The sequence below is a fragment of the Arthrobacter sp. BI5 genome, from assembly GCF_056680065.1.
In genome coordinates this window covers 2631468-2644669 of sequence record NZ_CM155264.1, presented here as the reverse complement: position 1 = coordinate 2644669, position 13202 = coordinate 2631468, and the positions used below count along the sequence as shown (strand labels likewise).

General features: G+C 70.0%; 14 protein-coding genes. 11 read left to right on the top strand and 3 right to left on the bottom strand.

The genetic code is table 11. From position 1 onward, the window contains the following. The first annotated feature begins 121 nt into the window (after positions 1 to 121). The 7 genes from AC1MED_RS12150 (at position 122) to AC1MED_RS12120 (ending at position 7764) form a co-directional block, all read left to right on the top strand. Positions 122 to 1123, top strand: a complete 1002-nt coding sequence (locus AC1MED_RS12150; RefSeq protein WP_479783492.1) for a co-chaperone YbbN — start codon at positions 122 to 124, stop codon at positions 1121 to 1123. Next, positions 1123 to 2223, top strand: a complete 1101-nt coding sequence (locus AC1MED_RS12145) for an NADH:flavin oxidoreductase/NADH oxidase (RefSeq protein WP_479783491.1) — start codon at positions 1123 to 1125, stop codon at positions 2221 to 2223. The genes AC1MED_RS12150 and AC1MED_RS12145 overlap by 1 nt, the downstream gene beginning before the upstream one ends. A gap of 36 nt (positions 2224 to 2259) precedes the next feature. Next, positions 2260 to 3045: an ABC transporter ATP-binding protein gene (locus AC1MED_RS12140; RefSeq protein WP_346959181.1), complete on the top strand. Its 786-nt coding sequence runs from the start codon at positions 2260 to 2262 to the stop codon at positions 3043 to 3045. Then, positions 3027 to 4598, top strand: coding sequence for a transporter (locus tag AC1MED_RS12135; protein ID WP_479783489.1), 1572 nt, complete (start codon positions 3027 to 3029; stop codon positions 4596 to 4598). The genes AC1MED_RS12140 and AC1MED_RS12135 overlap by 19 nt, the downstream gene beginning before the upstream one ends. A 52-nt stretch (positions 4599 to 4650) precedes the next feature. After that, positions 4651 to 5433, top strand: coding sequence for a glucosamine-6-phosphate deaminase (gene nagB / locus AC1MED_RS12130; RefSeq protein ID WP_479783488.1), 783 nt, complete (start codon positions 4651 to 4653; stop codon positions 5431 to 5433). Positions 5434 to 5471: 38 nt separating this feature from the next. Further along, positions 5472 to 5783: a DUF3039 domain-containing protein gene (locus AC1MED_RS12125; protein ID WP_441417371.1), complete on the top strand. Its 312-nt coding sequence runs from the start codon at positions 5472 to 5474 to the stop codon at positions 5781 to 5783. A gap of 193 nt (positions 5784 to 5976) precedes the next feature. Beyond that, positions 5977 to 7764, top strand: a complete 1788-nt coding sequence (locus AC1MED_RS12120) for a DEAD/DEAH box helicase (protein ID WP_479783486.1) — start codon at positions 5977 to 5979, stop codon at positions 7762 to 7764. A gap of 84 nt (positions 7765 to 7848) precedes the next feature. Here AC1MED_RS12120 and AC1MED_RS12115 read toward each other — a convergent pair whose 3' ends face one another. From AC1MED_RS12115 to AC1MED_RS12105, 3 genes are all read right to left on the bottom strand, one after another. After that, positions 7849 to 8193, bottom strand: coding sequence for a hypothetical protein (locus AC1MED_RS12115; RefSeq protein ID WP_346959186.1), 345 nt, complete (start codon positions 8191 to 8193; stop codon positions 7849 to 7851). 76 nt (positions 8194 to 8269) lie between these two features. Next, positions 8270 to 8923: an isochorismatase family protein gene (locus AC1MED_RS12110; RefSeq protein ID WP_479783484.1), complete on the bottom strand. Its 654-nt coding sequence runs from the start codon at positions 8921 to 8923 to the stop codon at positions 8270 to 8272. Beyond that, on the bottom strand, positions 8924 to 10252 hold the full coding sequence (locus tag AC1MED_RS12105; RefSeq protein ID WP_479783482.1) for a nicotinate phosphoribosyltransferase: 1329 nt from the start codon (positions 10250 to 10252) through the stop codon (positions 8924 to 8926). It lies immediately after the preceding gene. Between the two features lie 37 nt (positions 10253 to 10289). Between AC1MED_RS12105 and clpS the strand changes: the two genes are divergently transcribed. The 4 genes from clpS to AC1MED_RS12085 all read left to right on the top strand — a co-directional run bounded on the left by clpS (position 10290) and on the right by AC1MED_RS12085 (position 13156). After that, complete coding sequence (gene clpS, locus AC1MED_RS12100; RefSeq protein ID WP_346959189.1) at positions 10290 to 10658, top strand: ATP-dependent Clp protease adapter ClpS; 369 nt, start codon at positions 10290 to 10292, stop codon at positions 10656 to 10658. Continuing rightward, positions 10651 to 11211 carry a DUF2017 domain-containing protein gene (locus AC1MED_RS12095; protein ID WP_346959190.1) on the top strand — a complete coding sequence of 187 codons (561 nt, stop codon included), beginning with the start codon at positions 10651 to 10653 and terminating at the stop codon, positions 11209 to 11211. The genes clpS and AC1MED_RS12095 overlap by 8 nt, the downstream gene beginning before the upstream one ends. A gap of 68 nt (positions 11212 to 11279) precedes the next feature. Further along, entirely contained in the window at positions 11280 to 12362 is a 1083-nt protein-coding gene (gene murI / locus AC1MED_RS12090) for a glutamate racemase (protein WP_479783481.1), read from the top strand. Next, complete coding sequence (locus AC1MED_RS12085) at positions 12359 to 13156, top strand: MBL fold metallo-hydrolase (RefSeq protein WP_479783480.1); 798 nt, start codon at positions 12359 to 12361, stop codon at positions 13154 to 13156. The genes murI and AC1MED_RS12085 overlap by 4 nt, the downstream gene beginning before the upstream one ends. The last annotated feature ends 46 nt before the right edge of the window (positions 13157 to 13202 follow it).

Here is a 13202-nt window from a genome sequence, read left to right as displayed (position 1 = left end):
CAGGGCAGTAAACCCTAGGACAGTAACGCGCAGAGCAGTAAACCGCAGCGCACCAACAACGACCGGGCCGCCATTGCGGCCCGGTCGTTGCTGTGCGGGGCGTAGTGGATAGAGTGGAGCCATGACTTCGCCAGCTTCCCGTCCGGTCCCTCCAGCTGCGGCCAACCCGCTTAACCTGCGGGGCGCCGTCGATCTCTCCTCGCTGAAGCAGCGCCCTGCGCCGCCCGCGGGCGCGGGCCGGCCGCCGGCCCCCGGAGCTGGCGCGCCGGGTGCCGCTGCACCCGACGGCGGCTCCGCCGCGCCGCTGCGCGTGGACGTCACCGAGGCCAACTTCCAGGAGCTGGTGGATCTCTCCGCCCAGGTCCCCGTGGTGATTGCTTTGTGGGCCGGCTATTCGCCCGGCTCCGCCCAGCTGGTGGACGTGCTGGAGCAGATCGTGGAGAGCTACGGCGGCCAACTGGTCCTTGGCGCCGCCGACATCGAAGCGTTCCCCCAGCTCGCCCAGGCCTTCCAGGTGCAGGCCGTTCCGACCGCCGTCGCCGTCGTCAAGGGCCAGCCCGTGCCGCTGTTCCAGGGCGGCGCCGATGAGCAACAGGTGCGCAGCCTCTTCGACGAACTCCTCAAGGTGGCGGCAGCCAACGGCGTGACCGGCCGGATCGGTGCCGGCGGCCCCGGCGCGGCCGAGCCCGAGGCTCCGCCGCTGCCGCCGCTGCACCAGAAAGCCTTTGACGCGATTGAAGCCGGCGACTACGCCGGCGCGGCCGCGGCCTACCGGCAGGCGTTGACCGAGATGCCGGCCGATGCCGAGGCCAAGGCCGGACTGGCGCAGGTGGAGCTCATGGGCCGCCTGCAGGCCTTGTCCGCCGCGGAAACGGAGGCCCTCCGCGGCCGGGCCGCCGAGGAACCGGACAGCCTTGAGGCCCAGCTCGCCGTCGCCGACCTGGACATCGCCGGCGGCCACGTCGAGGACGGCCTCGGCCGGATCGTGGCCTTCATCGGCCGGAACTTCGGCCCGGAACGCGAAACCGCCCGGGTGCGCCTGCTGGAGCTGTTCGACGTCGTGGGCACGTCCGACGAGCGGGTCGCCAAGGCCCGGCAGAACCTCGCCCGGGTGCTGTTCTAATGGGGTCGGCACTGTTCACACCGCTGGAGCTGCGCTCGCTGCGGCTCGAGCACCGCGGCTGGGTTTCGCCGATGTGCCAGTACAGCTGCGAACCGGAGACCGGCGAGGGCGTGCCCACCGACTGGCACCTGATGCACCTGGGCTCCTTTGCCACAGGGGGAGCCGCCCTGATCCTGACCGAGGCGGCCGCCGTCAACGCCGCCGGACGGATCAGCCCGCGGGACGCGGGCCTCTACAACGATGCCCAGGCCGAGGCATGGCAGCGGATCGTCGACTTTGTGCACCGGCACGGCTCCGCCGGCGCCAAGATCGGCACCCAGTTGGCGCATGCCGGGCGCAAGGCGTCCTCCTACTGGCCGTTCTCCGGCAAGACCGGCACCGTCCCCGTCTCCGACGGCGGCTGGACCACGGTGGGACCGGGCACCGGCGCCTTTGACGGCTACGCGCCGCCGTCGGCGATGACCGTGGAGGAGATCGACGGCGTGATCGCCGACTTCGCCGCCGCCGCCGTCCGCGCGGTGGACGCCGGCTTCGACACGATCGAGATCCACGGCGCCCACGGCTACCTGCTGCACCAGTTCCAGAGCCCGCTAATCAACGACCGCACGGACAGCTGGGGCGGGAACGAACAGGGCCGCAACCGCCTGATGCTGGCTGTCATCGACGCCGTGCGGGATGTCATCCCCGAGTCCATGCCGCTGTTGCTGCGGATCTCTGCGTCCGACTGGGCCGAGGGCGGCATCGACGCCGAGGCCTCGGTGCGGCTGGCCCGCGCTGCGGGCGAACACGGGGTGGACCTCGTGGACGTCTCCAGCGGCGGGGCCGTCGCGCACCAGTCCATCCCGGTGGGCCCCGGCTATCAGACCGGTTTCAGCGCCCGGATCCGGCGCGAAGCCGGCGTCCGGACCGGCACCGTCGGTTTGCTGACCTCTGCAGGCCAGGCCGAGCACGCGGTCGCCACCGGGCAGGCGGACGGTGTCTTCATCGCCCGGGCCGCGCTTCGGGACCCGCACTGGTGGCTGCGCGCGGCGTTCGAGCTGGGCCACGAGCTGGCCTGGCCGCCGCAGTATGAGCGCGCCATTCCGCGGCATACGTTCTAGGCCGGCACACCGGCCGGCGGCAGTTAGTCTAACGACATGACTTTCGAACAACCGCACCCGCAACCGCCCGTCCCCGCGCTGGCGCTGCGCGGGCTGGCCAAGCGCTTCGGCACAAAGATCGCCGTCGACGGCATCAGCCTGGACGTTCCGGCCGGCTCCTTCTACGGGATCGTCGGCCCCAACGGCGCGGGCAAAACCACCACCCTGTCCATGGCCACCGGGCTCCTGCGGCCAGACTTCGGCACCGCACTGGTCCACGGTGTGGATGTCTGGCAGCACCCGCTGGAGGCCAAGAAGCTGATGGGCGTGCTGCCGGACGGCGTCCGGCTCTTCGACCGGCTGACCGGCGAGCAGCTGGTCAGCTATGCGGGCCTGCTGCGCGGCATGGACCGGGAGGTGGTGGCGGCGCGCGTGGCGGAACTGCTCGCGGCCCTGGACCTCAGCCAGGACGCCGGCACGCTGGTGGTGGACTATTCCGCGGGTATGACCAAAAAGATCGCCCTCGCCTCCGCACTGATCCACGCGCCCCGGCTGCTGGTGCTGGACGAACCGTTCGAATCGGTGGACCCGGTCTCCGCCGCCAACATCCGCGACATCCTGGACCGCTACGTCGCCTCCGGTGGCACGGTCATCGTCTCCAGCCACGTGATGGACCTCGTGCAGCGGATGTGCGACCACGTCGCAGTCGTGGCCGGGGGTCGGGTGCTCGCCGCCGGCAGCGTCGACGCGGTCCGCGCCGGCGAGTCACTGGAGGACCGCTTTGTCCAGCTGGTGGGCGGCCGCAGCCACACGGAAGGGCTGGAATGGTTGCGCACCTTCTGAGGCTCAAGCTCACCCTGCTGCGCAACAGCCTCCGGCGCAGCCCGTGGCAGCTGGTGGGCCTGGGCATCGGGGCGCTGTACGCCCTGGGGATTGTGGGGCTCGGCGTCGCCGGGCTGCTGCTCCTGCGCCAGGCCGACGTCGGGACGGCGCAGACAGTGGTGGTGCTGGGCGGTGCCGCCGCGGTCCTGGGCTGGGCCGTTATCCCCCTGGTGGCTTCCGCGGCGGACATGACGTTGGACCCGGCCCGCTTCACGACCTTCGCCGTGCCGATGCCGCAGCTGCTGGCCGGCCTGGCCCTCGCCGGCCTGATCGGCATTCCGGGGGCGGCGACGTCGCTGGTTGCCCTGGCCACCGTGGGCACCTGGTCCAGGGGCTTCCTTGCCGCGTCCGGTGCCCTGGCCGGCGCCGTCCTCGGGGTGCTCACCTGCGTTGTGCTCTCCCGGGTGGTCACCACCGGCACCGTGGGACTGGCCAACTCCCGGCGCTTCAAGGACGTCAGCGCGGTCGCCTTCCTGATCCCGCTGGTCCTGATGGGACCGATCGTGGCCGGGGTTGCCCGCGGGATCGCCGGGTCCGCCGGGTTGGTCGCAGAGCTGGCGCGGTTCGTGGCGTGGACGCCCGTCGGGGCGGCCTGGGCGCTCGGCGGCGACCTCGCCGCGGGCAGCTACGGACCGGCCGCGTTGAAGCTGCTCATCGCCCTCGCCACCCTGGCCGGCCTGGCCCTGTGCTGGAGGCTGCTGTTGCAGCGCGCCCTTGTCACCCCGCCATACGCCGGCACCGCCAAGAAAAAGACCTCCGGGCTGGGCTTGTTCGCGCTGGTTCCGGCAACCCCCACCGGGGCGATCGTGGCCCGTTCGCTGAGCTACTGGCTGCGCGATCCGCGCTACGCCGGCTCCCTCGTGGTGGTGCCGCTGCTGCCGGTGCTGCTCTGGTTCCAGGCCAGCCAGTCCGGGTACTACGGAATCCTGCAGTTCGTCGGGCCACTGACCGCCTTCCTGCTGGCGTGGTCCATCTCCTCCGACGTCTCTTACGACAGCACCGCCTTCGCGTTGCACGTCTCCGCCGGCGTGCGCGGCCGGCAGGACAGGCTGGGGCGGGCCCTGGCGTGCTTGGTCTTCGCGCTCCCCGTGGTGCTGGTCTTCAGCGTCGTGCCGATGTTCCTCACCGGCGACTGGCCGCTGCTGCCCGGGATCCTTGGCCTGGCCGTGGGCGTCCTGCTGACCGGGCTGGGCCTGTCCTCGGTGGTCTCGGCGCGCTACACCATGCCGGTGCCGCTGCCGGGTGACAGCCCGTTCAAGAAACCGCCGGGCAACGTGGCGCAGACCCTCGCCGTCCAGTTCGGCGGCATGGCGGTCCTGCTGCTGCTGGTGAGCCCGGAGGTGGCCCTCGTGGCGCTGCAGCTGGCCGGCGGCAGCACGGTGCCGGGCTGGATCGCCCTGGTGCTGGGCCCGGTCCTTGGCTCCGTCCTGTTCATTGCCGGGGTTCGGCTGGGCGGCCGATGGTTCGACTCGCGCACCCCGGAACTGCTCGCGCAGCTGGCCGTCAACCGCTGACCGGGTCCGACGGCCCGGGCCGGAACGGCGCCAGTGGGGTAGCCTGCGGTTCATGGAAGTTGTCATCCTTCCCGGCGGCAAGCCGATCGCCGCCCTCGCCGCCGACGCGATCGAGGCCCTGCTGCGGCGCAAGCCCGACGCGGTCCTGGGCCTGGCCACCGGATCCTCGCCGCTGCCGGTGTACGAGGAACTCGCGCAGCGGCATGAGCGCGCCGGCCTCGACTTCAGCCGCGTCCGCGCCTTCACGCTGGATGAGTATGTGGGGCTCCCCGCCGGGCACCCCGAGGCCTACCGCGAGGTGATCCGGCGCGAATTTACCGACCGGGTGAACATCAGCCCGGACAACGTCCGCGGACCCGACGGGCAGGCCGCCGACATTCCCGCGGCCTGCCGGACCTACGAGGATGCCATCCGCGACGCCGGGGGAGTGGACCTGCAGCTCCTCGGGCTGGGCACGGACGGCCACATCGGCTTCAACGAACCGGGGTCCTCGCTGGCCTCCCGGACACGGATCAAAACCCTGATCGAGCAGACGCGGCGGGACAATGCCCGCTTCTTTGGCAGCTTGGCGGAGGTGCCGCACCACGTCCTCACCCAGGGCCTTGGCACCATCCTGGAGGCCCGGCACGTCATCCTCATCGCCACCGGCGCGCAGAAGGCCCAGGCCGTCCGCGACCTCGCCGAGGGGCCGGTCGCCGCCATCTGCCCGGCCTCGGTCCTGCAGTTGCATCCGCACGCCACGGTCCTGCTGGACGAAGCGGCGGCCTCCTCGCTGCGACTCGCCGACTTCTACCGGCACAGTTACGACGGCAAACCGCGCTGGCAGGGTTTGTAACGACGGTGGTGTCTGTTCCAGCGGCTAAGATGGATGTCATGACCAGCATGACGGATCCCTTGGAAAACGACCCGATGCGTGAGCTTTCTGGAGCCGGGACGTCGACGGCCACGATTGAGCGCGAGGAACTGCGCCAGGAAGTGGAGCCGGGCGACCGGGAGCGCTTCTCGCACTACGTGCGCAAGGAAAAGATCATGGAGTCCGCCCTGTCAGGTGAACCCGTCATTGCCCTCTGCGGCAAGGTGTGGACGCCCGGCCGCGACCCGAAGAAATTTCCGGTCTGCCCGGAGTGCAAAGAGGTCTACGAGGGCCTGCGCCCGGGCGGCGACGGCGGAGACTCCGGTAAATAAGGCCGTTCAAACAGGCCACCCGCGCCGCGCGGCCTGATCCGCGGCGGCTGGCGGCGCTGTGCCGCCGCTGCCCTCCGACACTGCGGTATCCGCCGCGATTCTGCTGTCCGGTACATCCGAAAAGATTGGTGTTTTTGTGCTTATTTGGGCTTCTCCGGAACCGGTTGCCGTGTGCGGATCGGAGGCCTGCTAAGTGACAGAGACACTCTTTGGCGGACCCGTGCTGCCGCCCGCGTACCCGGAGCGGGCCGCCTGGGGCACCGCGCCGAAGCTGCGTGCCTGGCAGCAGGAAGCCCTGGACAGCTACTTCAGCACCCACCCCAGGGACTTCCTGGCGGTCGCAACGCCGGGCGCCGGCAAGACCACGTTCGCGCTGCGCGTGGCCTCGATGCTGATCGAGGCCGGCGTCGTGAACCGGGTGACTATCGTCGCCCCGACGGACCACCTGAAACGGCAGTGGGCCGACGCGGCAGCCAAGGTCGGCATCGCCATCGACCCGAACTTCAAGAACGCGGACGGCCAGCACGGCCGCGGCTTCATCGGCGTCGCGGTCACCTACGCCCAGGTGGCCAGCAAACCGATGCTGCACCGGGCCAAGACCGAGGCGGCGCGCACGCTGGTGATCCTGGACGAGATCCACCACGGCGGCGAAGCGCTCTCCTGGGGTGACGGGCTGCGCGAGGCCTTCGACCCCGCGGCCCGGCGCCTGTCGCTGACCGGTACGCCGTTCCGCTCGGACACCTCGCCGATCCCGTTCGTCGAATACGCCGAGGACCGCGATGGCATCCGCCGCTCCAAGGCCGACTACACGTACGGCTACGGCAAGGCCCTGCGCGACCACGTGGTCCGCCCGGTGATGTTTATGGCCTACTCCGGCCAGATGCGCTGGCGGACCAGCGCCGGGGACGAGATGGCCGCGTCCCTCGGCGAAGCCGCCGTCACCAAGGACATCACCTCCCAGGCCTGGCGGACCGCGCTGAACCCCGCCGGAGAGTGGATTCCGGCTGTGCTGGCCGGCGCGGACAAGCGCCTGAGCGAGGTGCGGCGCACCGTGCCCGACGCCGGCGGCCTGGTCATCGCCACCGACCACGAGGACGCCCGGGCCTACGCCGGGCAGTTGAAGAGGATCACCGGCGAATCACCCACCGTGATCCTCTCCGACGACGCGAAGGCCTCGTCCAAGATCGAGGAGTTCTCCGCCGGCGAGAAGCGCTGGATGGTCGCGGTCCGGATGGTGTCCGAAGGCGTCGACGTCCCGCGGCTGTCGGTCGGCGTCTACGCGACCTCCACCTCCACCCCGCTGTTTTTCGCCCAGGCTGTGGGCCGCTTCGTGCGCGCCCGCAAGCGCGGCGAGACGGCGTCGGTGTTCCTGCCCTCCGTGCCGCAGCTGATGGCACTGGCGAACTCCATGGAAGCCGAGCGCGACCACGCCCTGGACCGTCCGGAGAAGGAAGACGCCGACGGGCTCTTCAACCCGGAGGACTCGCTGATGGACGAGGCGAACCGCGAGGAGAAGGCCTCCGACACCCTGATGAAGGGCAAGTTCGAGGCGCTCGACTCGCAGGCCTCCTTCGACCGGGTGCTGTTCGACGGCGGCGAGTTCGGGACCGGCGGCGAGGTGGGCTCGGAGGACGAACTGGACTTCCTCGGGATCCCCGGCCTGCTCGACGCCGAACAGGTCGGCACCCTGCTGCGCCAGCGCCAGCACGAGCAGCTGAACCGCAAGAACAAGCGTTCCCCGCAGGGAGCAGCCGCGGCGGAGGCCGCGCCCGCCGTGCCGGACCACCGGATGCTGATGGACCTGCGCACCGAACTGGCGAAGAACGTGGCGGCCTGGTCCGCGCGGACCGGGACCCCGCACGGCGTCATCCACACCAAGCTGCGGACGGTCTGCGGCGGCCCTCCCGTGGCGCAGGCCAACGAGGAGCAGCTGCAGACGCGGCTGCGCAAGCTCCAGGACTGGTTCATCGGCCGGAAGTAGCCGCCGGCGGCAGCCCCGGCAGTCCGTGGGGCGCAAAAAAAGGGACCGGGGTCACCCGGTCCCTTTTTGTCTGCGGTGTTCCCGCTACTGGGCGGCGCCGCAGGTCTGCGAGAGCGACTGGCCGGCCGCGGTGTACTTGGCCTTGAGCTCGTCAAGCTTGGCGGCGTCCGAATCCTTCTTCGCGGACTCGTCCAGGTAGTCCAGGATCGACTGCAGCGGAGCCTGCAGCTCCTCGGAGGCGGTCGCCTCGATGGGCCGGATCTGGTTCGCCAGCCGGGTCATGCCGAACTTGTCCGAGCCGGACGTCGGCGACGCGGTGATGGTCTTGATGCGGGCGCAGGTTTCCTCGTTGGTCATCTTCGGGGCCGAGCAGGCGGCTGCGCCGAGCAGGGTCCCGGCAGCGATCAGGACGGTCAGGGTCTTCTTCATGGTGTACTCCGGGAATTTACGGGTCCGACGTTACTGGCAAGGGTTCCGAGTCTACTGTGGTTCGGGGGAGGCGGGCTCAGGCGAGGTCGACGCCGCCGAGCTCCATCTCCGCAAACGCGTCCTCGAGGTCCTCCGCGATCCCCACGGTGAGCCCGCGCGGGACGGTGACCGAGTAGCCGGCCTGGACGGCGTCCAGCGCGGTGGCCTTCACGCAATGGTCGGTGGCGATTCCCACCACCACGACCTCTTCGACGTCGTGGCTTTGCAGCCAGTCGTCCAGGCCGATGGCGTCCTCGTCCGCGGCGAAAGCATCAGCGGCGTCGCCGGCGCCGGTTCCGGCGACAGGAAGCGACCCGGGCTTGCGGTCGCCGGTGGGGACGGCGTCGTCCGGGGCGAGCAGCCCCTCAAACCCCGAGTACGCCGCGGTGAACTGGCCCTTGCGGAAGTAGGCCTGGATGTACTCGGTGTCCAGGTCCGGGTGCAGCTCCGCGCCGCGGGTGCCGGCGACGCAATGCGGCGGCCAGCTGTCGACGAAGTCCGGTTGCTCCGAGAAGTGCGCGCCCGGCTCGATGTGCCAGTCCTGCGTGGCCACGACGTGGTCGAACTGCCCGTGGTGGGCGTCAACGTATTCGCTGATCTCGGCGGCCAGGGCCGCCCCGCCCTCGACCGGGAGCGCCCCGCCCTCACAGAAATCGTTCTGCACGTCAACGATGATCAAGGCACGGGACATTCAGTCCTCCTCGTAGATGGTGGGGATGGCCGCTTCGCCGCGCTGGAGCCGGTTGACCACGGCCGGGAGCTCCTTCATGCTGTCCGCGTGCCGCTGCCGGGCCCGCACCACACCCTCCGGCCCGGTCCAGCCGGGCAGCAGCTCGCCGTTCTTGATGAACTGCTGCAGCAGTTGCCGGTCGTTGCCGTCGTCGTCCGGGCGGTGCCCGATCCCGACGATCTCCTGGCTGGCGGTGCCGCGCTCGTTGAGCTTGCGCAGTGCGTACTTCCGTCCGCCCTTGCTGGTCTTGTTCTTGGCCGCCTTGGCTACCGGAACGAAGTCGCCGGTGTCGTCGGTGCGGCTGACCAGCTTGTAGACCATGCTCGCCGTCGGCGCGCCGGAGCCGGTCACCAGCGAGGTGCCGACGCCGTAGGAGTCCACCGGGGCGGACTGCAGCGCGGCGATGGCGAATTCGTCGAGGTCCGAGGTGACGATGATCCGGGTGTTCTCATTGCCCAGCTGGTCCAGGAGCTGGCGCACCCACTGCGCCTGCGCCACGAGGTCGCCGGAATCCAGCCGCACCGCGCCCAGCTTGTCGCCGGCCAGTTCGACGGCGGTGCGGACGGCCGCCTCGACGTCGTACGTGTCCACCAGCAGGGCGGTGCCGGCGCCCATCGAGGCGATCTGCGCCTCGAAGGCCTCGCGCTCGGTGTCGTGCAGCAGGGTGAAGGAGTGGGCTGCCGTGCCCACCGTCTTGATCCCGTAGCGGCGGCCGGCCTCAAGGTTGGAGGTGCTGTCGAAACCGGCGATCACGGCGGCGCGGGCGGCGGCGACGGCGGATTCCTCCTGGGTCCGGCGGGAACCCATCTCGACGCAGGGCCGGGATCCGGCGGCGGTGATCATGCGGGAGGCCGCGGAGGCGATGGCGCTGTCGTGGTTGAGGATCGAAAGGATGTACGTCTCGAGGATGCAGGCCTCGGCGAAGGTGGATTCGACGATCAGGATGGGGGAGTTAGGGAAGTACGCCTCGCCCTCCGCGTAACCCCAGATGTCGCCGGAGAAGGAGAAGTTGGCCAGGTACTCCAAGGTCTCCTCGTTGACCACTTTGGTCCGGCGCAGGAAGTCGATCTCGGCGTCGCCGAAGCGGAAGTCGGCGATCCCTTCCAGCAGCCGGCCGGTGCCCGCCACGATGCCGTAGCGCCGGCCGTCCGGCAGCCGGCGCGCGAAGGCTTCGAACACCGACTTGCGGTGGGCGGCGCCGGAATGCAGCGCGGCCTGCAGCATGGTCAGCTCGTAGTGGTCGGTGTACAGGGACGTGCGGGGATGGTCCCAGCCAGCTGAGGTACTCACAAATTCACTCTAGTGCGAGTCCCCATAGAATGGACAGATGACCCTCAGCGTTGCGCTCGGCCCTGACACCCAGGAGAGCACCCAGACCGGAACAGCGTCGTCGACCGACGTCCTGACCGCCCCGGACATCCCTTGGAACCTTGTGATCTGGAATGACCCGGTGAACCTGATGAGCTATGTGAGCTACGTGTTCCGCAGCTACTTCGGCTACTCCGAGGCGAAGGCCAACAAACTCATGCTGGAGGTCCACAAGAAAGGCCGTTCCATCGTGGCGCACGGCAGCAAGGAGCAGGTGGAGCAGCACGCGGTGGCGATGCACGGCTACGGCCTGTGGGCCACGGTGGAGAAGGCCAGCGGCGGCCATGGCGGCAACGGATCAGGCAAGGGCAAGGGAAAACGTGGCTAAGGCGTTCAAGTACGGGCTCAAGGGCATCACCGGCTATCTGGAGCCGGCCGAGCGGGACCTGCTGCGCAGCCTCTTCGATGACGTCATTTCCATGCTGGCGCCGGAGGAACGTGCCAACCAGGATCCTCTGGCGGCGCTTGTCGGGCTGGACGCCGAAGCCCGTGAGCCGTCGGACCGCGCCCTGCGCCGGCTGCTGCCCAACGTAATGAAGGACGATGACCAGGCCTCCCTCGAGTTCCGCCGCTACACCGAGCGCTCGCTGCGGGAGAGCAAGATCGGCGCCTTGAAGGCCGCGGCCCTGGGCCTGGACAAGGACGAGCTAGTGCTGACGCCCGCGGACGCCCGGCACTGGTCCACCGCGCTCAACGACGTCCGGCTGGTGCTCGCCGAGCGGCTCGACATCCGGGACGACGCCGACGCCGAGCACGTCCACCGGATGCAGGACTGGTCCCAGGCCGAGGACGTGGAAAGTTACCTGGCCCTGGTCTACAACTTCACCACCTGGCTGCAGGAATCCCTGGTCCAGGCGATGCTGGCCTCGCTCGAGGCGTAGCGCCTGCAAGGTCGCGGCCGTCCCGGCCGCCTGTGACTTATCAGACACGAGTTGCTCGACACAATGTGATGGCTGCACCTGTAGCGAAGCCCTATCCTCGAATAATCATGACTTCAGCATCGAGCACGGATCCGGCAGCGCAAGCTGCGGCGGAGACCGCAGCGGGCAGCACCGGGGAGTCCCGGCCGGGGGAGCGTCCGATCGGCGTCTTCGATTCCGGCGTCGGCGGCCTGACGGTGGCACGGTCCATTATTGACCAGCTGCCCAACGAATCCATCCTGTACGTCGGCGACACCGCGCATGGGCCCTACGGTCCGCTGCCAATCGCCGAGGTCCGCGCCAACGCGCTCGGCGTGATGGACGAACTCGTCGACTCCGGCGTCAAGCTGCTCACCATCGCCTGCAATTCGGCGTCCGCGGCCGTGCTCCGCGACGCCCGGGAACGCTACACGGCCCGGTACGGCATCCCCGTGATCGAGGTGATCCAGCCCGCCGTCCGCCGCGCGGTCGCGGCCACCCGCACCGGCCGGATCGGCGTGATCGGCACCTCGGCCACCGTCGGCTCCCGGGCCTACGAGGACACCTTCGCGGCGGCCCCGGACCTGGAGATCACCTCGGCGGCGTGCCCGGCCTTCGTCTCCTACGTGGAGGCCGGCATCACCACCGGCCCGGAGCTGCTCGCCGTCGCCTGCGAATACCTCGCCCCGCTCAAGGCCGCCGGCGTGGACACCGTGGTGCTGGGCTGCACCCACTACCCGCTGCTCACCGGCGTGATTTCCTACGTCATGGGCGAGGACGTCACGCTGGTCTCCAGCGCGGAGGAAACTGCCAAGGACGTCTACCGCGCCCTGGCCTCGCGCGGCCTCGAACGCACCGGTACCACCGCCCCGGAACACCACTTCATCGCCACCGGCGACGCCGCGCAGTTCGAGCACCTGGCCCGCCGTTTCCTCGGCCCGGAGGTGCTCAGCGTCCGCCACGTGGACCACGTCGCCGCGCAGTACCCCACCGGCAGCCTGGCCCGGATCACGCCGGAGATGATTGCCGCCGCGCAGGCCTCCACCGGCCGGCCCCGGATCTCCAACTTCGTCTCCTCCGATGTTGACGCCCCGGCTTCCCCGCTGGCCGGCTTCGGGGGGTCCGGCCGGTGAAGCTGACCATCGTGGGCTGCACCGGATCCTTTCCGGGGCCCGGCTCGCCGGCGTCGTGCTACCTGCTGACCGCGCACGACGGCGAGCGGAGCTGGAAGATCGTGCTGGACCTGGGCAGCGGCGCCCTCGGCGCCATCCAGCGGTACACCGACCTGGAGGACATTGACGGGATCTTCCTGACCCACCTGCACCCGGACCACTGCATGGACCTGTGCGGCCTCCACGTCGCGGTGCGCTGGAAGCCGGGCGGCTGGGGCCGCGGCCGGATCCCGGTCTGGGGGCCCGCGGCGACCGCGGACCGGATGGCCACCGCGTACGGCTTGGACCTGGACCCGGGCATGCATGAGGAGTTCGACTTCAGCAACTGGTCCGAGCGCAAGCCCGTGGCGATGGGCCCGTTTACCGTCACCCCGTACGCGGTCAACCACCCCGTCGAGGAGGCGTATGCCCTGCGGGTGGAGGTCGCCGAACCGGACAAGGACGGCGGCCCGGTCACCCGGGTGCTGAGTTACTCGGGGGACACCGACTCCTGCAGCGGCCTCGAGGACGCCGCCCGGGATGCGGACCTGTTCCTGTGCGAGGCGGCATTCGAGGAGGGCCGCGACGACGGCATCAAGGACGTCCACCTGACGGGCAAACGTGCCGCCGAAGCGGCCGTGGCCGCCGGTGCGCGGCGGCTGCTGCTGACCCACATCCCGGTCTGGACGTCGCCGACGAAGGTGATGGGGGAGGCCAAGGAGGTCTTCGGCCAGCACGTGGCGGTCGCGGTCGCGGGAGTGCACTACACCGTCTGAGCCCCGGCCCCCACAGGACCCTCCCTCACGTTTGACCGGAAACCCA

Bases quoted from the DNA above. Each gene is read 5' to 3' on its own strand.
- AC1MED_RS12150 (WP_479783492.1), top strand. From the start codon at position 122: ATGACTTCGCCAGCTTCCCGTCCGGTCCCTCCAGCTGCGGCCAACCCG.
- AC1MED_RS12135 (WP_479783489.1), top strand. From the start codon at position 3,027: ATGGTTGCGCACCTTCTGAGGCTCAAGCTCACCCTGCTGCGCAACAGC.
- clpS (WP_346959189.1), top strand. From the start codon at position 10,290: ATGACCCTCAGCGTTGCGCTCGGCCCTGACACCCAGGAGAGCACCCAG.
- AC1MED_RS12110 (WP_479783484.1), bottom strand. From the start codon at position 8,923: ATGTCCCGTGCCTTGATCATCGTTGACGTGCAGAACGATTTCTGTGAG.
- AC1MED_RS12115 (WP_346959186.1), bottom strand. From the start codon at position 8,193: ATGAAGAAGACCCTGACCGTCCTGATCGCTGCCGGGACCCTGCTCGGC.
- AC1MED_RS12145 (WP_479783491.1), top strand. From the start codon at position 1,123: ATGGGGTCGGCACTGTTCACACCGCTGGAGCTGCGCTCGCTGCGGCTC.
- AC1MED_RS12125 (WP_441417371.1), top strand. From the start codon at position 5,472: ATGACCAGCATGACGGATCCCTTGGAAAACGACCCGATGCGTGAGCTT.
- murI (WP_479783481.1), top strand. From the start codon at position 11,280: ATGGCTGCACCTGTAGCGAAGCCCTATCCTCGAATAATCATGACTTCA.
- AC1MED_RS12140 (WP_346959181.1), top strand. From the start codon at position 2,260: ATGACTTTCGAACAACCGCACCCGCAACCGCCCGTCCCCGCGCTGGCG.
- nagB (WP_479783488.1), top strand. From the start codon at position 4,651: ATGGAAGTTGTCATCCTTCCCGGCGGCAAGCCGATCGCCGCCCTCGCC.